The sequence below is a fragment of the Peptococcus simiae genome, from assembly GCF_046097595.1.
GTDB classification, from domain to species: Bacteria; Bacillota; Peptococcia; order Peptococcales; family Peptococcaceae; genus Peptococcus; species Peptococcus simiae.
This window is the reverse complement of record NZ_JBJUVG010000005.1, coordinates 47,927-72,655: the sequence shown is the minus strand read 5'-3', so window position 1 is coordinate 72,655 and position 24,729 is coordinate 47,927. Positions and strand designations below refer to the sequence as shown.

General features: G+C 55.0%; 24 protein-coding genes, 1 other RNA gene and 1 pseudogene. 19 read left to right on the top strand and 7 right to left on the bottom strand.

Annotation, left to right across the window (positions count from 1 at the left end; all coding sequences use genetic code 11):
* Position 1 precedes the first annotated feature (1 nt).
* Positions 2-856: a polyamine aminopropyltransferase gene (speE, locus tag ACKQTC_RS04930; protein WP_408977323.1), complete on the top strand. Its 855-nt coding sequence runs from the start codon at positions 2-4 to the stop codon at positions 854-856.
* The gene (gene speB, locus ACKQTC_RS04925; RefSeq protein WP_408977322.1) at positions 853-1,716 is read left to right on the top strand and encodes an agmatinase; all 864 of its coding nucleotides are present in this window, start codon (positions 853-855) and stop codon (positions 1,714-1,716) included. Before speE ends, speB begins: the two co-directional genes overlap by 4 nt.
* Before the next feature lie 47 nt (positions 1,717-1,763).
* Here speB and thiE read toward each other — a convergent pair whose 3' ends face one another.
* Both thiE and ACKQTC_RS04915 read right to left on the bottom strand, forming a co-directional pair.
* Positions 1,764-3,056, bottom strand: coding sequence for a thiamine phosphate synthase (gene thiE, locus ACKQTC_RS04920; RefSeq protein WP_408977321.1), 1,293 nt, complete (start codon positions 3,054-3,056; stop codon positions 1,764-1,766).
* Between the two features lie 15 nt (positions 3,057-3,071).
* Positions 3,072-4,061 (bottom strand): LysR family transcriptional regulator, encoded by a 990-nt coding sequence (locus tag ACKQTC_RS04915; RefSeq protein WP_408977320.1) that lies wholly within the window; start codon positions 4,059-4,061, stop codon positions 3,072-3,074.
* 184 nt (positions 4,062-4,245) lie between these two features.
* On the opposite strand from ACKQTC_RS04915, the gene ACKQTC_RS04910 reads away from it, so the two are divergent.
* The 8 genes from ACKQTC_RS04910 (at position 4,246) to ACKQTC_RS04875 (ending at position 10,061) form a co-directional block, all read left to right on the top strand.
* Positions 4,246-4,815 (top strand): GNAT family N-acetyltransferase, encoded by a 570-nt coding sequence (locus ACKQTC_RS04910; RefSeq protein WP_408977319.1) that lies wholly within the window; start codon positions 4,246-4,248, stop codon positions 4,813-4,815.
* A gap of 165 nt (positions 4,816-4,980) precedes the next feature.
* A complete protein-coding gene (locus tag ACKQTC_RS04905) occupies positions 4,981-5,502 on the top strand; it encodes an ECF transporter S component (protein WP_408977318.1) in 522 nt (173 codons plus the stop codon).
* Between the two features lie 35 nt (positions 5,503-5,537).
* Entirely contained in the window at positions 5,538-6,326 is a 789-nt protein-coding gene (locus ACKQTC_RS04900; RefSeq protein ID WP_408977317.1) for a type III pantothenate kinase, read from the top strand.
* A complete protein-coding gene (locus ACKQTC_RS04895) occupies positions 6,319-7,236 on the top strand; it encodes a ribonuclease Z (protein ID WP_408977316.1) in 918 nt (305 codons plus the stop codon). The genes ACKQTC_RS04900 and ACKQTC_RS04895 overlap by 8 nt, the downstream gene beginning before the upstream one ends.
* Positions 7,237-7,252: 16 nt before the next feature.
* Positions 7,253-7,636, top strand: coding sequence for a type II secretion system protein (locus ACKQTC_RS04890; protein WP_408977315.1), 384 nt, complete (start codon positions 7,253-7,255; stop codon positions 7,634-7,636).
* A gap of 215 nt (positions 7,637-7,851) precedes the next feature.
* A complete protein-coding gene (locus ACKQTC_RS04885) occupies positions 7,852-8,658 on the top strand; it encodes a TerC family protein (RefSeq protein ID WP_408977314.1) in 807 nt (268 codons plus the stop codon).
* The gene (gene dusB / locus ACKQTC_RS04880; RefSeq protein ID WP_408977313.1) at positions 8,648-9,604 is read left to right on the top strand and encodes a tRNA dihydrouridine synthase DusB; all 957 of its coding nucleotides are present in this window, start codon (positions 8,648-8,650) and stop codon (positions 9,602-9,604) included. Before ACKQTC_RS04885 ends, dusB begins: the two co-directional genes overlap by 11 nt.
* A 76-nt stretch (positions 9,605-9,680) precedes the next feature.
* On the top strand, positions 9,681-10,061 hold the full coding sequence (locus ACKQTC_RS04875) for a thioredoxin family protein (RefSeq protein ID WP_408977312.1): 381 nt from the start codon (positions 9,681-9,683) through the stop codon (positions 10,059-10,061).
* Between the two features lie 140 nt (positions 10,062-10,201).
* Here ACKQTC_RS04875 and ACKQTC_RS04870 read toward each other — a convergent pair whose 3' ends face one another.
* Together ACKQTC_RS04870 and uvrC are read right to left on the bottom strand one after the other, a co-directional pair.
* Positions 10,202-10,543, bottom strand: coding sequence for a phage holin family protein (locus tag ACKQTC_RS04870; protein ID WP_408977311.1), 342 nt, complete (start codon positions 10,541-10,543; stop codon positions 10,202-10,204).
* 27 nt (positions 10,544-10,570) lie between these two features.
* The gene (gene uvrC / locus ACKQTC_RS04865) at positions 10,571-12,436 is read right to left on the bottom strand and encodes an excinuclease ABC subunit UvrC (RefSeq protein ID WP_408977358.1); all 1,866 of its coding nucleotides are present in this window, start codon (positions 12,434-12,436) and stop codon (positions 10,571-10,573) included.
* 243 nt (positions 12,437-12,679) lie between these two features.
* On the opposite strand from uvrC, the gene ACKQTC_RS04860 reads away from it, so the two are divergent.
* The 6 genes and pseudogenes from ACKQTC_RS04860 (at position 12,680) to ACKQTC_RS04840 (ending at position 19,222) form a co-directional block, all read left to right on the top strand.
* Positions 12,680-13,159: a CtsR family transcriptional regulator gene (locus tag ACKQTC_RS04860; protein ID WP_408977310.1), complete on the top strand. Its 480-nt coding sequence runs from the start codon at positions 12,680-12,682 to the stop codon at positions 13,157-13,159.
* Positions 13,160-13,173: 14 nt separating this feature from the next.
* Positions 13,174-13,257, top strand: a pseudogene (locus tag ACKQTC_RS09260) (UvrB/UvrC motif-containing protein); the annotation flags it as partial.
* Between the two features lie 36 nt (positions 13,258-13,293).
* Complete coding sequence (locus ACKQTC_RS04855) at positions 13,294-13,806, top strand: UvrB/UvrC motif-containing protein (protein ID WP_408977309.1); 513 nt, start codon at positions 13,294-13,296, stop codon at positions 13,804-13,806.
* On the top strand, positions 13,799-14,872 hold the full coding sequence (locus ACKQTC_RS04850; protein WP_408977308.1) for an ATP--guanido phosphotransferase: 1,074 nt from the start codon (positions 13,799-13,801) through the stop codon (positions 14,870-14,872). The genes ACKQTC_RS04855 and ACKQTC_RS04850 overlap by 8 nt, the downstream gene beginning before the upstream one ends.
* 4 nt (positions 14,873-14,876) lie before the next feature.
* Entirely contained in the window at positions 14,877-17,327 is a 2,451-nt protein-coding gene (locus ACKQTC_RS04845) for an ATP-dependent Clp protease ATP-binding subunit (protein WP_408977307.1), read from the top strand.
* Between the two features lie 215 nt (positions 17,328-17,542).
* A complete protein-coding gene (locus ACKQTC_RS04840; protein ID WP_408977306.1) occupies positions 17,543-19,222 on the top strand; it encodes a SulP family inorganic anion transporter in 1,680 nt (559 codons plus the stop codon).
* Positions 19,223-19,391: 169 nt separating this feature from the next.
* Here the strand turns inward: ACKQTC_RS04840 and ssrA are convergent.
* Positions 19,392-19,746: a transfer-messenger RNA gene (ssrA, locus tag ACKQTC_RS04835) on the bottom strand.
* 180 nt (positions 19,747-19,926) lie between these two features.
* Here ssrA and ACKQTC_RS04830 point away from each other — a divergent pair.
* The 3 genes from ACKQTC_RS04830 to ACKQTC_RS04820 are packed head-to-tail and all read left to right on the top strand — an operon-like array spanning position 19,927 to position 22,164.
* Complete coding sequence (locus ACKQTC_RS04830; RefSeq protein ID WP_408977305.1) at positions 19,927-20,742, top strand: amino acid ABC transporter substrate-binding protein; 816 nt, start codon at positions 19,927-19,929, stop codon at positions 20,740-20,742.
* Between the two features lie 38 nt (positions 20,743-20,780).
* Complete coding sequence (locus tag ACKQTC_RS04825; protein WP_408977304.1) at positions 20,781-21,416, top strand: amino acid ABC transporter permease; 636 nt, start codon at positions 20,781-20,783, stop codon at positions 21,414-21,416.
* Between the two features lie 4 nt (positions 21,417-21,420).
* Positions 21,421-22,164: an amino acid ABC transporter ATP-binding protein gene (locus tag ACKQTC_RS04820; protein WP_408977303.1), complete on the top strand. Its 744-nt coding sequence runs from the start codon at positions 21,421-21,423 to the stop codon at positions 22,162-22,164.
* A gap of 55 nt (positions 22,165-22,219) precedes the next feature.
* Here ACKQTC_RS04820 and ACKQTC_RS04815 read toward each other — a convergent pair whose 3' ends face one another.
* Together ACKQTC_RS04815 and ACKQTC_RS04810 are read right to left on the bottom strand one after the other, a co-directional pair.
* Positions 22,220-23,275 (bottom strand): ABC transporter substrate-binding protein, encoded by a 1,056-nt coding sequence (locus ACKQTC_RS04815; RefSeq protein WP_408977302.1) that lies wholly within the window; start codon positions 23,273-23,275, stop codon positions 22,220-22,222.
* A gap of 15 nt (positions 23,276-23,290) precedes the next feature.
* Complete coding sequence (locus ACKQTC_RS04810; RefSeq protein WP_408977301.1) at positions 23,291-24,721, bottom strand: sodium/glutamate symporter family protein; 1,431 nt, start codon at positions 24,719-24,721, stop codon at positions 23,291-23,293.
* Between the last annotated feature and the right edge of the window lie 8 nt (positions 24,722-24,729).

Sequence of the window (24,729 nt, the reverse complement as noted above, 5' to 3'; positions counted from 1 at the left end):
TATGCAGCTGTGGTTTACCGAACCCCATACCGATACCGTCCAATTTTCGATTAAGGTGGACCGGCAAGTGCACAGTGAGGTCACAGACTTTCAGCGGATTGACGTCTTTGAAAGCTTTGAGTTTGGCCGTTTCCTAACCCTGGATGGCTATATGATGCTCACTGAGCGGGACGAATTTATCTACCATGAGATGATTACCCATGTGCCCATGGCGGTTCATCCCCAGGTTCGTCGGGTCCTGGTTATTGGGGCCGGTGATGGCGGCGTTTTACGCGAATTAAGCCGGTATCCGGAAATTGAGCGGATTGACCTGGTGGAAATAGATGAGCGAGTGGTAGAGGTCTGTAAAGAATACCTGCCCCAAACAGCAGTGGGCTTTGAGGACCCCCGGGTTCACTTTTACTTTGAAGACGGGCTGAAATTTGTCCGGGCGCCGGAAGAGGTCTATGACCTGATTATTGTTGACTCCACAGACCCTTTCGGCCCGGGCGAGGGCCTCTTCACCAAGGAATTTTACGGCAACTGCTTCAAGGCCCTGAAGGCCGACGGCATTATGGTCAACCAGCATGAAAGCCCCTTCTACCCGGATGATGCCCGGGCCATGCAGCGGGCCCATAAGCGGATTGTGGAAAGTTTTGACCATGCCCGGGTCTACCAGGTCCATATTCCGACCTACCCCAGCGGCCACTGGCTCTTCGGCTTCGCTTCAAAAAAATACCACCCGGTCAAGGACCTGGATGCCGACCGCTGGAATGCCCGGGGCCTGGCCTGCCGCTACTACAATACCAACCTACATAAGGGGAGCTTTTACCTGCCCAATTATGTTCAGACCCTTTTAGAGGCGGTGGAAGAATGAGCCCCTTGACCCTGCCTCAGACGACCTTTATTGCCTGTGACGGCGCCTGGGAAGCGGCCGGGACCGTCCTCTTTGGCGCTCCCTTTGACGGGACGACCAGTTTCCGGCCGGGGACCCGGTTTGGCCCGTCAGCAGTCCGCCTGGACAGTGATGGGCTGGAAACCTACAGCCCCTACCAGGACAAGGACTTGGAGGACTATGCCATCTTCGACAGCGGCGACCTGGACCTCCCCTTTGGGGATACAGAGGCCGTCCTCAAGGCCATTGAAGACCGGACCCGGACCATCCTGGAGGCCGGCAAGCGGCCCTTTATGATTGGGGGCGAGCACCTGGTCACCCTGGGCAGTATGCGGGCGGTGGCCCAGGTCTACCCGGCGGTGGAAGTCCTCCACTTTGATGCCCATGCAGACCTGCGGGAGGACTACCTGGGGGTGGCCCTTTCCCATGCGACGGTCATGCGCCGGGTGGCTGACCTCATTGGCCCTGACCGGCTCCACCAGTTTGGCATCCGGAGCGGGACCCGGGAGGAATTTGCCTTTGCCAAGGCCCATACCGACTTCCACCCCTTTGCTGTAACCGCTGTGGCTGCCTGTGCCCAGGCCCTCCAGGGCAAACCGGTTTACCTGAGCGTGGATATGGACGTCCTGGACCCCTCCATCTTCCCCGGCACCGGGACCCCGGAAGCCGGCGGCATTAGCTGGCGGGACCTACTGGGTGCCCTCCTCCAGCTGCGGGGGCTCAATATCATCGGGATGGATGTCAATGAACTCTCGCCCCATTATGACCCCTCCGGCGTCTCAACGGCCGTTTACGGAAAGACCATCCGGGAAATGCTCCTTTTGGTGGAATCAAATAAATAACATAAAAAATAGCCCTTCCAGTGGAGGGGCTATTGCTATGTCTGGGCTTACTTGACCAGGTCTTTTAGGGCCGCTAGGCTTTCCACGACCTGGTCAGCCTCGGCCTGGAGCCGGGACCATTCATGGTCATCCTGGCCTTCAGCCGGGATGGCCAGGGTGGTGAAACCGGCCCGGTGGGCGGTCCGGAGGCCGTCGATGTGGTCTTCAACGACCCAGACCTGGTTGGGATCGGCTTCGATGTCGGCCAGGGCCTGCCGGTAAAGGGCCGGTTCGGTCCGGTCCAAGTGCCCATCGGCGGTGGAGATGATGCCTGCCAGGGCATCGGCACAGCCGGTGCAGTCTGCCAGGAGGCCGGCCAGGTCACTGGAGGCGTCTGACAGGGCGATGACCGGGATACCTGCCGTCCGGCATTGGTCCAGGAAGGCCTGGGCCCCCGGCTGGAGCCGGGCCTGGCGGCGGTAGTAGTCCTCCAGGTCATAGTCAAATTCATAGAGGATTTGGCTGATGCCGTCAGGCACCGAGTAGTTGTGCTTAATGTAGGCGGCACTGGCGGCCAGGGTTCGCTGGCGGAGGATGGCCGCCAGGTCCGGCCCGGCCGCCTTGCCGACGCCGGTCAGGTAGGTCTCGGCCAGGGCGGCCCAGGCGGCGTGGGTATCACAGAGGACCCGGTCCAGGGGGATGATAAGGGCCTGGGGCTTACCGGCGCCGTAGGGGCCAAAGATGGCTTCAGCCTGGGCCCGGAGGGCCTTGGTAGCTGCCAGGGGGTCTCCGGCCCCGTAAAGGGCGGAAATGACCGCAGCCCCGTCACAGCCTAAGCCGGCCAGCTGGTCCAGGTTGTCGCCGGTGATCCCGCCGATGGCCACGACCGGGAGGTCGATGGTGTCGGTAATCTCCTTTAAGACACCCGGCGCCAGGCAGGCGGCATCTTTACTCTGGCTGGGGAAGACGGCCCCACAGCCCAGGTAGGTGGCCCCGCCGGCCTGGGCCTCTTGCGCCTCGGCCAGGTTGTGGGCGGAAATGCCGATGACCTTATCCGGGCCCAGCTTCATCCGGGCCAGGCGGAGGGCGGCGTCATCCTGGCCCAAGTGGACCCCGTCGGCGCCGATTTCCCGGGCCAGTTCGACGTCATCATTGATAACAAAGGGGACCCGGTAGGCCCGGCAGAGGGCTAAGAGGGCCTCGGCGTCCGGTCGGGCCGCTTCCCGGCCCCGGGTTTTATCCCGGAACTGGAGCATGGTGATCCCACCCTCTAAGAGGGCCTTGGTCCGGTCAATGAGGGCTTGGCCGGTGTAATGGGCGCAATCGGTAATGGCATAAAGGCGTAAATCTTCTGCTTTCATAGGTATCCTTTCCAGCTAGTGATTGGAGGGGTGGTGGGTGATATCGATGGTTTCAAAAAACCGAATAATAGCGTTTAAAAAGTCTTCCTCAATGGGCTTGAGGGGGTAGAGGCTGCTGTGAATCAGGTAATAATGGGTGGTGAGGCCGGTATTGTCGGCAAAGGGGCGCCAAATGATATCCCCTGATTCATAGTCCCGGTCCCCCAGGCCGATGAGCTTGGGCAGGGCCACCACATGGGTTCCGGTGCTTAAGATGAGCCGCTTAACGTGGGTCAGGGTATCCACCTCAATATGGGTCCGTTCCTTGAGCCGGCGCTTATTCCGGGAAGTGCCCAACATATAGAGCCGGTTGTAGGCCGTATTGTCCGGCGGCTTGGTCAGGAGGTTGAGTTCAATGCTGGGGTAGGCCAGAAAATCCTCGATGGTCACCTGGTCTTGGCTGGCCAGGGGGTGGTTGGCAGCCATATGGGCTACAAAGTTCTCACTATAAATGGGGGTCGAGCTGATATGGTCCCTTTTCAGCTGGGCCAGGACATCCTCCATGGTCTTTTCCTGGATGGGAACCAGGGCAAAGGTCCCGGGTACATTGGTGAGCTTTTCAACGACCGAGTCGATGATGATTTGTGGCGGAAACTCTTTCAATTCCAGGTTGACCTCCGGGTAGTCTTCCTGAAACTGGGTCATGAGTTCCAGGAGGACCCCAAAGGAAATAGCCGGAATGGTCATCAGACGGATTTTGTCCGGGGGCTGGGCCGCCTGGACCGCCTCGTAAATCCGGGCCTCGCAATTGACCAGCTCAGAGGCAATTTTAACGACGGCCTCGCCCATGGGGGTCGGGTAGACACCGCTGCGGAGCCGTTCAAAGAGTTTGACACCGAGCTCTTCTTCCAGGCCGGAAATAGCCGTGGAGAGGGAGGGCTGGGTGATAAATACATTTTCTGCCGCCTTGGAAAATGACCGCGTTCGGTATAATTCTAATAAATAATGCAGTTGTTCTATACGCATGCGACAGTCCTTTCTCGGAAACCAATCGGCTGGAAGAGGCAGCCTACGCCGTGTTGACTAAATTATAGCATATGGCCCGATCAAATAAAGCCGCGTTCCGGGAAAATAATATTTTTGTTTGACCCCTAGCCGGCAAACCGTTATGATAGAATGAGAGAAACGTACTTCAATCGAGGTGATGGATATGTTATCAGGGAGAAAAGTAACAATCGAAAAGCCGCAGATCCAAGATGCGGATGTTCTCCAAAAATGGTACTTGGACAAGGAATTCCGCTTACTCTATGACGGCTACCGCGGAAATTCATTGGATATGGTTATGGCCGAAATCAAAGCCGGTCGCGACATCACCGATCCCCATGCGGAGCGGTTGAATTTTTTGGTGCGGGCAAAACACAATAATGACCCCATTGGGGTGGCGGCCATCTTAGATATTGACCGGCAGAACGGTCATGCGGCCATTGCCCCGGGGATTGCTGACGAAAGTAAACGTCTTCTAGGCTATGGCTTTGACCTTATGGTGGTCCTGTGCGACATCGTCTTTTATGACTTTGGCTTCCGCCGGGTCTATATGCGGGTCAATGATAACAACCAGTTGGGGCTGCGGTCAGCCCTATCCTTCGGTTTCCAGGCCGAGGGGCAGTTACGGGACCATATTTTTACCGGGGCCCAATATGTGGACCAATGGATGCTGGGCCTCTTGAAAGATGAGTATGAAAATCTTTCTGTGGTGAAACGTTGGAAGGCACGCGCCTAGCCTTGCGCCGGCTGCGTACAAATTGTACAATAATGGCAACGATGGGAGCTTCGCCCCATACGTTGCCATTTTTTATTGCCTGATGCCAAATCGACACCTGGATCTTTCAAGACCGGGATGGGTTGCACAGTCTGCTGTGTGAACCCGACACAAGGAGTGTGCACAATGAAAAACTTATCAACGCAGAAACTGGTGGTGGCCGGCCTTTTGGGGGCGGTCTGTATTGTCATGGGGATGACGGGCCTGGGGATGATTCCGGCGCCGACGCCTTCGGGCCGGGCAACGGTCATGCATATCCCGGTCATCCTGGCCGGCATTTTAGAAGGCCCCCTGGTGGGTGGCCTGACCGGCCTGATTTTTGGGGTCTACAGCTTCCTGACCCCGTCGGGCCTTATTCCCGCTGACCCGATTGTCCGGATTTTGCCTCGGATTTTAATCGGCCTGACCAGCGCCTGGACCTTCCGGGCCCTGTATAAGCGGCAAAGCCTGGCCGCGGCCCTGGCCGGGATTGTTGGGACGGTGACCAATACCATCGGTTTTTTAGGCCTGGGGACCCTCATCGGCTACCTGCCGCCGGAAACCCTGGTTTTATTTATTCCGCAATTCTTAGCGGAGCTGCTTGTTGCAACGATTTTAGTGGTTGTGCTGACCAAGGCCCTGACCCGGTATATTAATATCAAGGGGTAGGCTAGCGGTCATTGCGATGTTTTTTAGGAGGACCCATGCTACTGGCTTTTGATACAGGGAATACGAATACAGTCATCGGCTTATACGACGGGGAAAAGCTCTGTGGCTCCTGGCGCTTTGCGACCGACAGCCGGCGGACCGTCGATGAGTACGGTTTATTTTGCTACGATTTATTTAATTTTTATGAGTACCGCTTTGCTGATGTAGACCATATGATTATCTCCTCGGTGGTGCCGGATGTGACCAGCACTCTGAGGGAAATGGGCCGGAAGTACTTTAAGGTAGAGCCCCTCCTGGTGGAAGCCGGGATCAAGACCGGCCTCCCTATCCGTTATGAAAACCCTAAGGAAGTCGGAGCAGACCGGATTGTCAATGCGGTAGCCGCTATTGATAAGTACGGGGCCCCCTGTATTATTGTCGACTTCGGCACCGCCACCACCTTCTGCGTGGTCAACGCCCAGGGGGAATACATGGGCGGGGCCATTACGACGGGAATAGGGATTTCCATGGAGGCCCTCTTCGAGCATGCCGCCAAGCTCCCCAAGGTCGACCTCCAGGCCCCGAGCTCGGCCATTGGCCGGACGACGGTATCGGCCATGCAGAGCGGCCTGGTTTATGGTTACGCCGGCCTGGTCGATGCCATGATCAAAAGGCTTTGCGATGAGATGGCCTATGACCCCACGGAAACCTTTGTGGTGGCCACCGGCGGCCGGAGTGACCTCATTTGTAAGCATACGGCCTATGTGGACCAGGTGGACATGAAGTTGACCATCCATGGCCTCCGCATCCTGGCCGACCGGAACCGGAGTGATCAGCATGATTGATGTCTGCCTCTTAGGGACCGGCGGGATGCTGCCCCTGCCCAAACGATATCTCACCTCGCTTCTAGTCCGGGTAGAGGGGCAGGCGGTCCTCATTGACTGTGGGGAGGCCACCCAGGTCAGCCTGCATATGACCAACTTTAGCCCGGTGGATATTGGCCATATCCTCTTTACCCACTACCATGGCGACCACTGCAGCGGCCTGCCCGGCCTCCTGATGACCATGGCCAATAGCGGCCGGACCGACCCGGTCCACTTGTGGGGCGTTCCGGGCCTGGAAAAAATGGTCAAGGGTCTGACCGTCATTTGTGAATACCTACCCTTCCAGCTGGTCTTCCATGAAATATCCGCCAAAGAAAAGACCAGCTTCCAGGCCATTGGCCTGGACTGGACCAGCTGCCCGGTCAAGCACCGGGTCCCCTGCCTGGCCTATTCGGCCTACCTGCCCAGAGGGGGCCGGTTTGACCCGGCCAGGGCCAAGGCCTTAGATATTCCCCTGCCCTACTGGTCCCGCCTGCAAGGGGGGGAGGTTATTGAAGCTGAGGGCCGGGTCTACCGGCCGGAAAACGTCCTGGGCCCGGAACGTAGAGGCCTCCGACTCAGCTATGCCACCGACTGCCGGCCTTCAGCGGCCCTGGTGGAAACCGTCCGGGATAGCGACCTCCTCATTGCCGAAGGCCTCTACGGGGATCCGGCCAAGCAGGCCGATGCGAAAAGCAAGGGGCACATGGTCTATAAAGAGGCCGCTAAGCTGGCCAAGGACGCCGGGGTCAAGGAACTCTGGCTGACCCACTTTAGCCCGGCCATGATGAACCCCAAAGAATTTCTACCTGAAACCCGGGCCATCTTCCCGGAAACCCATGCCGGCTTTGACCGCAAGACGACGACCCTGCGTTTTTCTGAGGACGCTTAAAGGAGGCGCCATGTGTATGGAAAGGAAAGCAAGACGGAAGCAAGCCTTTACCCTCATTGAACTCTTAGTGGTCCTATCGATTATTGCTATTTTAGCGGTTCTTCTGGTGCCCCGGCTGGTTAATTACAGTGGCCAGGCCCGGGAGGCTGCGGCCATCCAGAACGCCCAGGCGGTGGTCACCGCTGCAGAACTCTATACCATGGACAGCAAGAATGCCGGTCAAGGGGCCCGGAGCCTAACCGCTGCCGACCTCCAGCCCTACCTGAAAATGCCCAAGGGGGCCGAGGTGACCCTTGATGCCGTCACCGTCTCCCCGGCCGGCGATGTCCAGGGCCAGGTGACCACTAAAAATGTAACCGTCAACCTAGCCGATATGGAAGTGGCCAAAGCCGCTCATTGACAGGCTTGGAAAAAGATGCTAGAATGAATCATCAAATATGCTAAAGGGGAGTAGCACCGGCCCAGGCCGGCGGTTGTTTCGTCAAGACGCGCAATAGCGCCGGAGCAATCGGATCCTAAGGATATCGCAAGACCTTTGCCATTTTTGAACCAAGATATGGTTTGAGTGGCAAGGGTCTTTTTATGCCCTCAAGCAGACACAGAAAGGGGATAGATATGGTTTTAGATTTTTTGTCGCACTTTGATACAGCCCTGCTTTTGCGCTACTTGGCGGTTTTTCTCATCCTGGTCTTTATGGAGGGCCTGCTGTCCGCCGATAACGCCCTGGTTCTGGCGGTCATGGTCCGGCCCCTGCCGGAAAACCACCGGAATGAGGCCCTCTTCTATGGCCTGGTTGGGGCCTTTGTCCTCCGCTTTGGGGCCCTCTTTATTATTTCCTACCTGGCCAATATCTGGCAGGCCCAGGCCATTGGTGGGGCCTACCTCCTCTATGTCGCCGGGAAAAACCTCCATGCCTACAGCAAGAAGGACGAAGAGGTCTCGCCGGAAGACCTGCTCAAGGAGCCGGTCAAGAAAGAGTACTCCCGTAAGACCTTCTGGCTAACCGTCGGCAAGGTGGAATTGGCCGACATTGCCTTTGCCGTCGACTCCATTCTGGCGGCGGTGGCCATTGCCATGAGCCTGCCGCCCCTGGGTCACTCCCACATTGGGGGCTTTGACACCGGTCGCTTCCTGGTCGTCTTCTTAGGCGGTCTGGCCGGACTCATCCTCATGCGGTTTGCGGCCACGGTTTTCGTTAAGCTTCTGGACCAACGGCCCAAGCTCGAAAAGGCAGCCTTCCTCCTGGTCGGCTGGGTAGGGATCAAGCTCTTTGTGGTCACCCTGGCCCATCCGGCTGTGGGTATCCTGCCGGAAACCTTCCCCCATTCAATCCCCTGGCAAGTGGTCTTCTTCGGGGTTATGGCAGCCATCGCTGTATGGGGCTGGATTTCCTCTGCACCGGAGAAAGACAATGCAGCCTAAGTCTCCCTTTGGCCTGGCGCCGATGGCCGGTTTTTCCGACCGGGCCATGCGACGCTTGTCCCGCCGTTACGACTGTGGTTGGCAAATCACTGAAATGGTCAGTGCCAAGGCCCTGGTCTACCACAATAAAAAAACCGCCGGCCTTTTGAATACCGCCGGTGAAGAAGACCCTATTTCCGTTCAAATCTTTGGCAGTGAGCCGGCCATCATGGGTCAGGGGGCAGCCCTGGCCGTTGCCGCCGGTGCCCAAGCCATTGACATTAATATGGGCTGCCCGGTGCCCAAGGTGGCCGGCCACGGGGAAGGCTCGGGCCTCCTTAAAAATCCGGACCAGGCGGTAGCGGTGGCCCGGGCTGTGGTCAATGCCGTAGACGTGCCAGTCAGCGTTAAAATCCGCCTGGGCTGGGACAAGCCTTTGGACGACCTGGAAGCCTTTGCCGCCGGCTTGGAGGCGGCGGGGGTTTCCCTCATCACCGTCCATGGCCGGACCCGGCAGGCCTATTACAGCGGCCAGGCCGACTGGGCCGCCATCCGTCGGGTCGTTGAGGCAGTGACCATTCCCGTCTATGCCAATGGGGACGTCCTGACCCCGGCCGATGGCCCGGCCATCCTGGAAGCCACCGGGGCCGCCGGGGCCCTGGTGGGCCGGGGCGCCCTGGGCCGACCCTGGTTCTTTGCCCAACTGGCGGCCGCCTATGCCGGCGACCCCATTCCCCCGGACCCCGGTCCCGATGACCGGGCTGACCTCATCCTAACCCATGCCCGCCTGGCCATTGAGGACAAGGGCGAAAATATCGCCATGCGGGAACTGCGAAAGGTCCTGGGCCATTATGTCAAGGGCCTGCCCGGCGCCGGCCACTTCCGTGGCCAGCTGGCCCAGGTCAGCAGCTATGCGGCCTTGAAAGACCTGGTTGCAACCTGGCAGCTTCTACAAGCAGAAGCTTAGGCCCTGCCACCTTGTCATTCAGGCCTAAAACAGGTAGAATACAGATAGGAGATATTATAAAATGGGAGGGATTCTGATGAATATACCTGAAATGGATCAGGCGGTCTACAATCGGGCTATTAAAGAGGACAAGGAAACCTGCGTGATTGTCTTTACTAAAGAATCTTGCAATGTCTGCAAAAAATTAGAACCCGTTGTAGATCGGGTGGCTGAAGAATACAAGGCCGAAGGTAAGCCGGTGACCTTTTACCATATGGACGTGCTGCAGCCGGATGCCCGGAAGATTTTCAAATCCTGGGACCTGGTTGGCGTGCCCCAATCGGTTTTCATTCGTGAAGGCGAATTTGTGGATGCCTTGCCCGGTGCCCTGAACGGTGCCGTCTTGAAGAAAGAAATTGATAGTCTTATTAATCCCAAGCAATCCTTCCTGGAACGGGTGAAAGGGATTTTTGGCTAAAAGAAAATAAGAGGCAGGCCTCTTTCAAAAAAGATCCCAGCGCTAGACCGGCGCCGGGGTCTTTTTTTATGGCTACAAGAAAGGGAAAATCAAAAAGGCCCTGGCCCGGTAAGCGGGTCAGGGTCTTGGTCTATCAGGAATTATTCGGAAACCACCCAGGTGATAAAGCTTGAAATCACCGTCAGGATGAGGGCCCCCAGGGTGGCGGTCCAAAAGCCGCTCACAGCCATTTCCGGGACCAGGAAGGCGGTCACCTTGAGCATGAGCCCGTTGACCACGAAGGTAAAGAGGCCCAGGGTCAGGACATTGACCGGGAGGGTCAAGAGTAAGAGGATGGGGCGGAGGATGGCGTTTAAGATGGAGAGGACCACCGCGGCCATAATCACCGCGCCGATGGAATCAAAATAAATACCGTCCACTAAGGTTGCGGTGAGGTAAAGGGCCAGGGCAAAGGCGCCCAGGCGCACTATAAAAGATTTCATTTGCTATTCATCCTTTCGAGACAAGCCTTACGGACGGGCATTCTTCAGACGCAGCCGCGCCTGTAAATCTTGGTGGGTGCGGAGGTAGTCATGGATGGTTTGGGCCAGGGCCGGGCTAATCCCGGGGGCCTTGGTTAAGTCCTCTACGTCTGCACTTTGAATTTTACTAAAAGAGCCAAAGTAGGTCAATAGGGACTGGCGGCGTTTCGGCCCGATGCCCGGGATATCGTCCAGGATGCTGGCCAGTTGCCGCTTGCCCCGGAGGGACCGGTGGTAGGTGATGGCAAAGCGGTGGCTTTCGTCCCGGATCCGCTGGATGAGGTAGAGGGCCGGAGTATCGTGGGGAATCCGGGTTTCGCTGCCATCCTCATGGACCAGGATTTCCTCCTGCTTGGCCAGGCCGAAGGTGGGAATGGCGCTATAGCCTTCATTGGCCATGGCCCGGCGGGCATAGCCCAGCTGGCCCTTGCCCCCGTCAATGATGACCAGGTCCGGCAAATGGGAAAAGCGGCCCTCGTCCTTATCTGAAGCCCGTTCCTGGCTGGCATGGCGGAAGCGGCGAGTGATGACCTCAAACATACTCTCAAAGTCATTGGGCCCCTCGACGGTCTTGATCTTAAAGCGCCGGTACTGGTCCTTTTTAGGTCGCCCCTTTTCAAAGACCACCATAGAGGCGACAGAATCGCTTCCCTGGATATTGGAGATGTCATAGCATTCAATCCGGTTGGGCGGGTCCGGCAGGTCCAGGTAGGCGGCTAGGTCGGCCAGGGCCCCCTCGGTCCGGGCCTTTTTTTCATCCTGGGAGAGCCGCCACTTGCTGAGGGCCTCCTGGGCATTCTTTTGGACCAGGTCCAGCAGGGCCTTGTTGTCTCCCCGCTGGGGCACATGGAAGGTCGTCCGGCGGTCAAATTTTTCCGTCAGGTGGGCGGCCAGGGCCTCGGTATCGCTGGTTTTCCGGTCGATATAGATAGTCGGCGGGACCCGCTCCTGGGAAAGGTAAAATTGTTTGAGAAAGCTGGATAAGACTTCATCATCACTGCTTTGGCCAATTTGCCGCATGGGATAAGACTCCCGGCCGAGGATTTTTCCGGCCCGGACAAAGAAGACCTGGATGACGGCCCCCCAGTCATTCCGGGCCATGGCGACAATATCCCGGTCGTCATTGGTTTGCAGGGAGGCCTTTTGCCGGGCATTCAGGTGGTCAATGGCCTTGAGCTGGTCCCGGTAGACGGCGGCTTCTTCATACTCAAACCGGTCGCTGGCTGCCTGCATCTTGGCCTGGAGCTCGGCCTCCAGGTGCTCGGTTTTACCGCTAAAGAACCGGGCCACTTCCTTGACCATTTGCCCATAGGCTTCTTCGCTAATGCCGCCAACACAGGGGGCATCGCAGAGGTTGATGTGGGCATTGAGGCAGGCCTCGCCCTGGTTAAACCGGGCCTTGCTGCAGGTCCGCCAGCAGTAGATGTGGTAGAGGATATTGATAATCTGCCGGAGTTCATAGACATTGGGGTAGGGGCCAAAGTAGCGGGACCCGTCTCGGACTACATGGCGGGTGACGAAGATCCGGGGCCACTGCTCCTTGGTGATCCGGACATAGGGGTAGGTTTTCCCGTCTTTTAGGTTGATATTGTAGCGGGGCTTGTATTTTTTTATGAGGTTCATTTCTAAAACCAGGGCCTCTGTTTCCGACCCCACCACGATATATTCAAAATCCTCGATGTGGCGGACCAGGGCCTTCGTCTTAACGGCCTCCCGGGGCTGGGTCCGGAAGTAGGACCGGACGCGGTTGCGCAGGTTGACGGCCTTGCCCACATAGATGACCTGGTTCTCGGCATTTTTCATCAGGTAGACGCCGGGGGAGCTGGGCAAGTTGGTCAGCTTGTCTTGGATCACTTCATTCAAGAGAGGGTCCTCCTTTCATCTTATCGGTTATTTAATCATACCATAGAACGGGATAAAGGGCAGGGAAAAAATCCTGTTTAAAGCAGGAGACAGACGGTTATAAAAGAAAATGAAAATAATTTGACGTTTTTTGACCTTTGCCCCTTTACAAGAAAGGTCAAAGATGGTAAAATATAGTTAACGTCAGAGAAGGTCAAAAATAAAAAGCCTGAATACCACAAAGGAGGTGAGCTTGTGGCCAGTTTATCCAAAGAGATTGAGCTTTACCTGAAAAGACGTTTGGCAGACCAGGAGGCCGGGATGCTAGAAATTCAGCGGAGCCTCTTGTCAGAACTCTTTGACTGTGTGCCTTCCCAGATTAACTATGTCCTAGCGACCCGGTTTTCATTAATGGATGGCTACCTGGTTGAGACCCGGCGGGGCGGCGGCGGTTATGTCCGTATTGTAGCCATTCCCCTGGAAAGCCGGGATGATATGCAGGCCCTCCTGGAAGCTGTCGGTGATGCGATCAGTGAAAGGGAAGGGGAGCGGCTCTTAAAACGCCTGGTCGAGGCAGACCTCCTGCCGGCCCGGACAGCGGACCTCTTCGGGTCCATCTTTAAGGACCGGGTGATGACCCTGCCTGAAGGGCCAAAAGCCTCAGCCTTACGGGCCCACTTGCTCAGACAATTGATTGCAACCTGTACCGCTATGAACCAAAGCGAAGAAAAATAGAAAGGGTGACAGAGATGCTTTGTCAACATTGTCATAACAATCAAGCCACATACCATACCGTTTCAGTGATCAATGGTCAGAAGACAGAAGAACACCTTTGTGGAGACTGCGCTGCGGCGCTGGGTAAGGTCGGCATGGCAACATCTCAGCTTGGCGGCTTTAGTCAGCTCTTTAATGACGGCTACGAGCCCTTTAACCTGGCTCAGATGATGAATAGCTTTTTTACCGGCAGTCCGGAATCAGCTGTTTCCGCCGGCCAATCGGCCCAAGAACCCCTGCCCTGTCCCTCCTGCGGGATGACCTGGCGGGCCTTCCAGCAAAATGGCCTCCTGGGTTGTGCCGAATGCTACGACCACTTTTCCGACTTGATCCCGCCCCTCCTGCGGCGGCTGCACGGGCATACCGAGCATGTCGGCAAGGTGCCGGAAGGAGTCAGCACCGCCTACAGTGAAAAGCGGGCCATTGACCGGTTGCGCCAGGCCTTAAAAGAGGCCATTGCCAATGAAAATTACGAACGGGCAGCTGAATTAAGAGATGAAATCCGGGCCGAAGAAAACCAGGCCGCGGCGCCCATTGATCAAAATAAGGAAAACGAGCAAGCAGAAGATAAGACAGACCAAGACCAGGGAGGTGGCAGCGATGCCTGATTTAGTCGACCGGCTCCAGGCCCCGGAAAGCCCCTGGACCAGCGGTGAAGGGCCGGATAAGGACGTGGTCCTGTCCTCCCGGATCCGCCTGGCCCGGAACTTTAAGGCCGAGCCCTTCCCCAACCGGGAAGACCGGGAAAGTGCCCTCCGGGTTTGGAAGATTATCAGTGACTTTTGCAGCGACCACCCCGGCTACCAATTCATTGACCTGAGCCGCCAGTCGGCCCTGGTCCGCCGGGTCCTGGTGGAAAAACACTTCATCAGTCCTGACCAGGCCAAGGATGACGATCGCTACCGGGCCCTCATGCTGTCAGATGATGACGGGGTCTCGGTCATGGTCAATGAAGAAGACCAGCTCCGGATCCAGGTCTTTGAGCCGGGGCTGAATCTGGGCGCCGCCTGGCAGCGGGCCAATGCCCTGGATGATGGCCTGGGGGCCGCCAGCCCCTACGCCTTTGATGAAAAGCTGGGCTACCTGACCGCCTGCCCGACCAATATCGGCACCGGGCTCCGGGCTAGTGTCTTGGTCCACCTGCCGGCCCTCCGGCTGACCGGCGGCCTCCGGCTCATCCAAGACTTCTCTCAGATGGGCCTAGCTGTCCGGGGCCTCTTTGGCGAAGGCAGCGAGGCTGTTGGTGACTTCTATCAGATATCCAACCAGCAAAGCCTGGGCCGGACGGAAGAAGACATCATCAGGACCCTGGAAGGGGCCGCCCGTCGGTTAATCACTGCCGAACGCCAGGCCCGGGAAGACCTGGACAAATCCCGGGGCCTGGCCCTGGAAGATGAAATCTGGCGGAATTACGGCATTTGTGCCTATGCCCGCCGGCTGAGTTCGGCCGAGGCCTACAAGCTGCTCTCCCCCCTCCGGATGGGCGCAGCCACCGGGACCCTGGCCCCCCTCAGCCTGGCCCAAGTCGACCGGGCCTACCTGCTCGCCCAGCCGGGCTACCTCATGCTCAAAGAGGGCCAGCCGGCCGATGAAGCGGGTAGGGATGCCCTCCGGGCCAGTCAATTAAGACAACAACTACACTTACCTGTCGATCATTCGACAAAGGAGGCGTGAGCTTATGTTAAATAACTTTACTGAAAGAGCCATGCAAGTCATTGCCTTGGCCCAACAAGAAGCCCTTGCCATGCACCAGCCGGCAGTGGGCACCGAGCATCTCCTGCTCGGGATTATAGATGAAGGCCACGGCGTGGCCGCTAAAGCCCTGGAATCTCTCGGGGTAGACGCCGACCGCATTAAACAGGATGTCAGCCGGATGGTTCAACCGGGCTCTAGCCAGGTCAACCCCAACCAGCTGCGGATCACCCCCCGGGTGAAAAAAGTCTTCGACCTGGCCAAGGATGAAGCCGTCCGTTGGGGCGTCAACTATGTGGCCACCGAACACCTCCTCTTGGGGATTATCCGCGAAGGGGAAGGGGTGGCCTTCCAAGTCCTGGTCAACCAGGGCATTACCGCTGACAAGGTCCGGGCCCAGATTATCGCCCTCCTGGGCGGTGGGCAAACCGGTGGCGCCAGCCAAATGCCCGGTCCTGATGGGCAAGTCCCTGAAGGCGGCAATGGCGGCGGCCTGGAAGAATTCGGCACCAACCTGAACAAGGCCGCCAAAGACGGGAAAATTGACCCTGTCATCGGCCGGCAAAAGGAAATCGACAGGGTCATCCAGATTCTGGTCCGCCGGACCAAGAATAACCCCGCCCTCATCGGGGAACCCGGCGTTGGTAAAACCGCCATCGCTGAAGGACTGGCCCAGCGCATTGTTTCCGGCGATGTGCCGGAACTCCTGCGCGACAAGCAAATCATCACCCTGAACCTGAGTAACCTGGTTGCCGGGAGCAAGTACCGGGGTGACTTTGAAGAACGGCTAAAAAAAGTCGTCGAAGAAGTTAAGCAACGGCAGGACGTCATCCTCTTCATTGACGAGCTCCACACCATCATCGGTGCCGGCGCTGCAGAAGGGGCCCTGGACGCCGCCAATATCTTAAAACCTGAACTGGCCCGGGGTGACCTCCAGCTCATTGGGGCCACCACCCTGGATGAATACCGCAAACACATCGAAAAAGACGCCGCCCTGGAACGCCGCTTCCAGCCCGTTATGGTGGATGCCCCCAGCCCGGAAGAATCCATTGACATCTTAAAGGGAATCCGGGACAAGTATGAAGCCCACCACAAGGTCACTATTACCGATGAAGCCATCGATGCCGCTGTCCACCTGTCCGACCGCTACATTGCCGACCGGCAGTTACCGGACAAGGCCATCGACCTTATCGATGAAGCCTGCTCTAAAGTCCGGCTAAAGGCCTATACTGCTCCGCCGGAAGTCAAGGACCTGGAAAACGACATCCGCACCTATGCCCAAGAAAAAGAAAGTGCTGTCGCCGCCCAGGACTACGAAAAGGCTGCCGAATACCGGGACAAGGAAAAGGCCGCCAAGGACAAACTGGCGGACCTCCAAGGTGAATGGAAGAAGGGCCAGACCGGCCAGGCGGAAGAAGTTAATGCTGAAGACGTCGCCGAAGTGGTCTCCACTTGGAGTGGCGTCCCGGTCACCAAGCTCACCGAAACGGAAAGCGACCGGCTCCTCAATATGGAAAGCCTCCTGCACGAACGGGTTATCGGCCAGGATGAAGCCGTCACCGCCGTTTCCAAGGCCGTCCGCCGGGCCCATTCCGGCCTGAAAGACCCCAAACGGCCCATTGGCAGCTTCCTCTTCCTGGGGCCCACCGGGGTTGGTAAAACCGAACTGGCCAAGGCCCTGGCCGAAGCCCTCTTCGATGACGAAGACAACATGGTCCGGATTGACATGAGTGAATACATGGAAAAATTCGCCGTCAGTCGGCTCACCGGGGCGCCTCCGGGATACGTTGGTTACGAGGAAGGTGGCCAACTGACCGAAGCCGTCCGCCGGAAACCCTATAGCGTCATCCTCTTAGATGAAATTGAAAAAGCCCATCCGGACGTCTTTAACCTGCTCCTGCAAGTCCTGGACGATGGCCGTCTCACCGATAGCCAGGGCCGGGTGGTCGACTTCAAGAACACCGTCATCATCATGACCTCCAATATTGGGGCCAAGGAAATCAAAGGCGCCGGCGGTCTGGGCTTTGCGACCCTGGCCGATGGAGAAGATAAGAGCCAAAAAGACTACAGCAGCATGAAGAAAAAAGTTCTGGATGCAGTGAAAAAGGTCTTCCGACCTGAATTCCTCAACCGGATTGATGATACCGTCGTCTTCCATGCCCTGGAAAAAGACCAGCTCAAAGAGATCGTCGGCCTCATGCTCGGCGACCTGCGCAAGCGGCTGGCAGAAATGGACCTTTCCTTAGAATTAACCGATGCCGCTCAAGCCCACATCAGCGAAGTTGGCTATGATCCGGAATACGGCGCCCGCCCCCTGCGCCGGGCCATTCAAAATGAAATTGAAGACCCCCTTTCCGATGCCATCCTGGCCAAGCAGTTTGATGAAGGCAGTACCATTACCGTTGACTACGTAGACGATAAGATTGTTTTAAAATAAGCAGCACTTGTATAAAAACAGGCTATCAAAAGGCGTCCACTGAAAGGTGGGCGCCTTTTTCATTTAGCCCTTACGGGTTTATTATCTTTTTGCAAAAGCCTAAGCCGGGTCAAGACAGGGTTAAAATTTGCTTTTTTTCCTTAGATAGGGGATACTAGATATAGTCTATAGCGCTTTTTATGAGTACGTTTCGATAATTAAAAGGGGTGCAGTGATTGAGAGAATTTTATGCTTGGACCCTGTGCCGGGAGTATGCACAGGACTTGAGACGGGAGTTTAGGGCCTATAATGGGGCGGCTTTTTCTCAGGATGTCATGGCCGGTATTACCGTTGCAGCGGTGGCCCTGCCCCTGGCCCTGGCCTTTGGCGTTGGGGCCGGGGCTTCGGCCGCCGCCGGCCTCGTGACGGCGGTCATTGGCGGCCTGGTCATCAGCAGCCTGTCCGGGGCCAGTTACCAGATATCCGGACCGACCGGGGCCATGATGGCCATTTTACTGTCCCTGGTTGCCAAAGAAGGGCTCACCGGTGTCTTGGTGGCCGGCTTTTTGGCAGGAATTCTTCTGGTCTTAGCCGGACTTTTCCGCCTGGGCCGGCTTATTGCCTTTGTGCCCTCCTCGGTTATTACCGGTTTTACTTCCGGGATTGCAGCGGTCATTGCCCTGGGCCAGCTGGATAACTTTTTGGGCCTCCAATCGGAAGGCGACCTGGCCCTCTTAAAAGTGGCCTCTTATATTCAAACCGGGGCCGTACCGGATGTGAAAACCACTGCCATCGGCCTGGGGGTCATCTTTCTCATGGCTGCCTGGCCTAAAAAATGGAATGCTGTCCTGCCTTCCAGCCTTATCGCCCTGGTGGCCGTCCTGGTCTTTCAGGGGATTTTCCACTGGGAGCTGCCCGTCGTCGGTGATATTCCCCGGACCCTCTTGCTCGAGGACCGGCTGACCCTCGCCGACCTGAACCCCCTGGCCTGGCCCCATTATCTGATGCCGGCCCTGTCCATTGCCCTCCTATGTATGGTTGAAAGCCTCCTCTGTGGGGCCTCGGCGGAAAAAATGACCGACGAGCGGCTCAAGAGTAACCGGGAGCTGGTCGCCCAAGGCATCGGCAACCTGGTCATCCCCTTCTTTGGAGGGATTCCGGCGACAGCAGCCATCGCCCGGACCTCAGTGGCCATTAAGTCCGGCTGCCGGACCAGGCTCACCGGGATTATCCATAGCATTATCCTCCTTTTATCCATGTTTATCCTCACCCCAGTTATGTCCGCCATTCCCCTATCCGCTCTGGCAGGCATCCTTATGGTCACTGCCTGGCGGATGAATGACTGGTCCAATATCCGTTTTATCTTTTCCCACCGCTTTAAAAGCGGCATTGCCAAGTTTACCATTACCCTGGCAGCGACCGTGCTCTTGGACCTGACCCAGGCCATTATCATCGGCGTGGTTTTTTCCCTGGTCCTTATTGTGGCCCGGATGAGCCGGCTGGAAATCAATATTGCCGACGTAGACAATGCCCGGCTCAAGGAAATCGGCATGGGCCTGGACCGGGTGCCCGATATTAATGAAGTCCGGGTGGTCTATATCACCGGCACCCTCTTTTTTGGGGTCGTCGACCGGCTCAAGGATAAACTGCGGACCATGCCCCATAGTGATGTCATCATCCTCTCCATGCGGGGGGTGCCGGTCATCGACCTGTCAGGGGTCCAGGCCCTTATGGAGCTGGCTGAAGACCTAAAAGAGGAGGGGACCCAGCTGTCTGTCTCCAGCGTCCAACCGGCTGTTATGCGTTACCTGGAACGGAGCGGCTTTTTAGACATCATCGGCCGCGACCATCTCTACCCCAGCGCCGAGCAGGCCATCTTGCGGTCTGTCGATGATAGGGCCCCGGTGGTCGATTAAGGTCGTGAGGGAAAGGCCCCTTGCTTCAAGGCATTCAAAAGGAGACCCGGCTTCATTTCTGAGGCAGGGTCTCCTTTTTGGATAGTGCGCTGGAGTTGACGGTGTAAGCCAAAAAGAAAAGCCGCTATTGCCAGCGGCTTTAATCCTATTCCCTTATCATGACTGCTTAATATGGAGGTGAGGGGAGTCGAACCCCTGTCCGAAAGATCAATCCCAGAACCGTCTACGTGTGTAGATGACATACTTAAGATTTAACCGCGCAGCCACCTGTCATCAGGTTGCTTTTGCGGCGAGTCGGATAAAATTCCCCGGCGGCTATCCGGCAGTGACCGTCAGGTAGTCTGATATTTGGCTCTCCGGTCCCGCACCTCAGACACAGCAGGCAGAGAGTTCACGGGTGTTACGCCGCGAAGGCTAAATTATTGTTTTTAGCAGTTATTGTTTTGACTCGTTTTACGAGGCCGGGTCAAACTCGACACGCAGGCAATGGTCTTGCAATCCCCCGTCGAAGCCATTACACCCCCGAAGGATAGGCCATTATTATACCATATAGGGGCCTTTTCTTCAATGCTTGGGCCTTGGCAAAAAAAATTTAGTCAAATAAAGCGATAAAGGGTTGCAATCCTTCCAGGGGCATGTTATCATGTTAACGAACTAAAGCGATGAGAGATGTTTGCAAAATAAATCCAAGGGGGATACCAAGAATGAAAAAGAAAAGTATCTTAGCAATGATTATGGTGGCAGCCTTTGCCCTGACAGCTTGTGGTGGCGGCGGTGGCGATACGTCAGCCCCGGCCGGTGACAGCTCTGCGCCGGCAGCTTCCGGTAACGAGACCTTAATTGTCGGTTTTGACCAAAGCTTCCCGCCCATGGGCTTCAAGGATGCCAAGGGTGAATTCACTGGCTTTGACATCGAACTGGCCAAACTGGCTGCTGAAAAAATGGGCTATGACATCTCTTTACAACCCATTGACTGGGATTCTAAAGATGCTGAATTAGATACCGGCAATATCAACTGCATTTGGAACGGCTTCACTATGACCGGCCGGGAAGATAAGTACACCTTCAGCAAACCCTACATGCAAAACCGCCAGGTTTTAGTGGTGAAAAAAGATTCCGATATTAAGGCTCTGGCGGACTTAAAGGGCAAGACCATCGAACTACAACAGGGATCTACCGCTGAAAACGCCCTTAATGATAATGGGGACTTTAAAGATTCTTTAGGCACCGTCACCATGGTACCGGAAAACATGACCGCCTTAACCGACTTAGAACAAGGTTCTTGTGATGCGGTCTTGATGGATGAGGTCGTTGCGCGGTATAATATCGCTCAGGGCCGGGAATTCAAAGTCCTTGATGAAGCCATGAGTGAAGAAGAATACGCTGTCGGTTTCAAACTCGGCAATGAAGACCTGGCTAAGAAAGTCGATGCAGCCCTTGAAGAACTGGCCAAAGAAGGCAAGCTCAAAGAGCTCTCTGAAAAATACTTCAAGGAAGACATTACCCTGCTCGGCAAGTAAGTGCCAAAAACTCTAACAGGTGGTGGATACCTTAACGGATGGATATGCTGATTGAATTATCTCAGGGGTTTCGCAATACACTGGCTATATTCTTTATAACCCTAGTGTTGGCGATGCCCCTGGGTTTTGTCGTTATGCTGCTGAAGAAGTCGCGCTTTAAACCCATCAGTTTATTGACGACCTTCTATATCTCGGTCATGCGGGGCACGCCCCTCATGCTTCAATTGATGTTTGTTTATTTTGGGCCCTATTACTTATTTGGCCTTTCATCACCGGACCGGTTCCGAGCAGCCATTGTGGCCTTTGTCTTTAACTATGCCGCCTACTTTGCGGAAATCTACCGGGGCGGTTTTGAGGCCATTCCCCGGGGCCAGTTGGAGGCAGCGGAGGTGCTGGGCCTCAGTAAGGCCCAGACCTTCTTTAAAATTCAGCTGCCCCAGGTCATGAAGACGGTCATGCCCTCTATTACCAACGAAGTTATTACCCTGGTTAAGGATACTTCCCTGGCCATGGTCATCTCCGTCAGCGAGACCTTTATTATCGCCAAGGCCATGGCGGCCCGTGAAGCCTCCATGAGCCCTTATCTGGCGGTGGCGGTCTTCTATTATGCGATGAACTACCTGGTGGCCTTTATTATGGACCGGATCGAAAAAGGACTGAACTACTATAGGTAAGCCAATGAAACTATTATCCATGAAACACATCAAAAAATCCTTCGGGGACCGTACCGTCTTAAAGGACATTTCCCTGGACGTCGCCGAAGGGGAAGTGGTGGCCATTATCGGCCCTTCAGGGAGCGGCAAGTCTACCCTGATCCGCCTGGCCACCAACCTGGAAGAGCTCCAGGGAGGCGAAGTTCACTATGGTGACCTCACCCTCTATACGGAAAAAGACGGCTATGCCCCTACGGCAGAAAGGCAGAAGATCAACCGCCTCTACGGGATGGTCTTCCAGCACTTTAACCTCTTTCCCCACCTGTCGGTTTTGGCCAACCTGACCCTGGCCCCCCGGGATGTGCTTAAAGTGAGCAAGGAAGAGGCCGTCCGCACCGCTGAAGGGCTCCTGGCCCGGATGGGCCTGGCCGACAAGGCCCACAACTATCCCTTCGAACTCTCCGGCGGCCAGCAACAGCGGGTCTCAATCGCCCGGGCCCTGGCCATGAAGCCCCAGATCATCTTCTTTGACGAACCAACCTCTGCCCTGGACCCGGAACTAACCCAGGAAGTCCTGGCCGTCATCCAGGAGCTGGCTGAAGAGAACATGGCCATGGTCATCGTCACCCACGAAATGGCCTTCGCCCGCCATGTGGCCGACCGGGTCATCTTCATGGCCGACGGCCTGATAGTCGAAGAGGGCCCACCGGAAGAGGTCCTGGACCGGCCAAAAAATCCACGGACCCAAGCTTTTTTGAATAAAAATTAAATGTATAACGAATCGACCCAGGCATACTCTGCGATGCCTGGGTCGATTCGTTAAATTAAGTTAAATAGCCGGCATTAATATAAAAATGAGCCTTTCTAATTCTTTCTAAATCTTTCGGAGTGAATTTTTCTTGCTGACTGTATATATCGGCGTTTTCAGATAGCCATTGTTCAACTTGACCCTGGTCCAGTAGTTCTTGCTGCTCATCACTTGTATACAGAGCGTGCCGGCTAATCAAATCCTTAACTTGTTCGTCAGAAAAAGTTGTGTTTACTTCTGCTTTAAAGAAGTTTTTAATATCCTTAACAAGTGCAGCCGAGGGTTCCCTGTAGCTTTTGATATAGGGGTCTCTTGTTTTCATAAAGGCTTTTATCCGGTCCTTATTTTTTTCTGACCAACCAGCCTTTGCGAGGTAGACCATGGGCAGGTGTAAGGCGAGATCCTGGCCATTAAGGACAGGCACCCAATCTTCATCAAAAGCCTTATATATATAAGGTGACCAAAGAAGTAAGTAGTCTCCCTTTCCAGCCTGAAAAGCCTTAAGGGCATCTTCAGGTTCCATAGAATTGATGTTAATATCCCGTTCTGTTAAATTAAATTTCTTTAAGTAATGATGCAAAAGAACGGAAGAAGTACTAGCTGTTGTTAATATAAAAGTCTTACCTTTAATTAGCGACTGGCTGCCTGGCAGGCCATCTGTCTTTTGAGATAAAATAGGATCTCCCTGCCTAGCAAAGAGAATGTTTGCAGCACTTTCATCTGAGGCCAGGCCGACTAGCTCAGCTTGTCCTGTGTTTAAAACAAGTAAGGCTGGAAATACACCTAAAGATGCTATTTGCCAATCAGCATTTTGTAACCGAGCGTAAATATCGGTACCTGTTTGATAATAGCTGGGTTTTAGGTCAAAGCCAGCGGCAAGGTCTTCTTTTGCTTGGGCGGCTTGGTATTCAGGCCAGGCATCTAGTTGGACTAGGGAGTGGACAGAGAGCGGTTCTGCTGCTATGTCACGGCCCTGGTTTGAAATGCCTAGTGACGCTTCGGAACAAGCGGCTAGAAAAGCGAGTGCTAAAACACATATGATAGCAGTGATAGGTTTAAAGTAAGCTTTCATATGAGATACTCCTTTCTAGTCAGTTAAGATTTGGCCTGCTCCGCTGGGACTGTCGTCGACACTATCATGTATATAGCTCTTTCCTCTAAACAGGTCAAAAGTCTTCTTGCCTGTCAGTCGGAGTATAACCAGGCAGGCAGCGTAGATGACGAAAGAAATGCCGCCTACAATAAGTATCGTATTAAAGGTTGCCATTGAAGGGTTGGCTGTATAGCCAATAATTGTAGGTACAAAAATATAGGTTGGGAGCATAAACACATTCATAGCGCCCATTTCGGTGGGGGCTGTGGTGCGCAAGTTAGGATCTACAATCCGGATAAGGGCAATACCTGTTGGGCAAGTCCCAGTTAAACAACCCCAAAGGCCTAACGTTCTTTCAAAATCACAGTCGCCGCCTAAGCGTTGGCCTAGGAAAATGGCAACGATAAGAGTGAAAAGGCCTACGATTGCGCACATAATTAGCATCGGGATGATCCACTTGCCAATAATGGCGATCTGAATCGACATAAAGGCGGCACAAATAAGGAAGTCTGTAGACCAACCGGTAATCCGGGTTTGTAAAGCACTATCATGGTATTGAAGAAGATTTAACTTGCCCATAATAAAGCGGACAATATAGGCGACAATCATACCATTTAGGAAGGTCATTGAAGCGAAGGTATCGCCAATAGTCCCAGGAATTAAGGCTTGTAATAATTTTCCTAGATATACCGCTCCAATAAAGCAGAGACCAACTAAACCCATATGAAATGCGAGGACATCAATGCTACCACTATAAGTGGTCACTCGACCATAGTTTTCTTCTTGGTGCATCTTAGGAAATAGGCCGGTGGTAATATGGTCAGATATTTTTTCTGAATACTTGGCTAAGCCACGCTTTAAACCCCACTTTGCCATCGGAACACCAAGGCCGAAAGCAAACAAGAAGCCAATCGCTGCATAAGTAACACCGACTTGTACCGCATCGGGCCAACCATTGGCCTCAATCATACCACCAAAAATAGCTGATTGTCCGGGCCCTTGACAGAATGCGAAAGGAATCATTAAACCATATAAGGGGTTCATATCAAAACTTTTTCCGACAAGTAAGATGATGAAAAAACCCATTAAAGGGGTGAGGACATACATCATATCCCAGATAAACCCCATCCCCATGGATCCTTTAACAATCTGTTTAGCGACAGCACCGGCTCCGCCTTCTCCCTCTGGAGCACCTGTTAATCCGATGGAGATAAAGGAAATCGTAAATAAAAAGCCTACAGCTTGGGTTAGCATGCCTGAAGAGGCTTGAGGTAATAGATTTGCGTTCATGAGACCAAAACCGATGAGGCCACCAATAACACTAGCAGGCATAAGAATATTACCAAGGGGTTTTATCTTAGCACGACAGATCATGCCGACAAGAATCATTGCGCCTACCCAACTAATTGACATCATCATTTCCATAATAAACT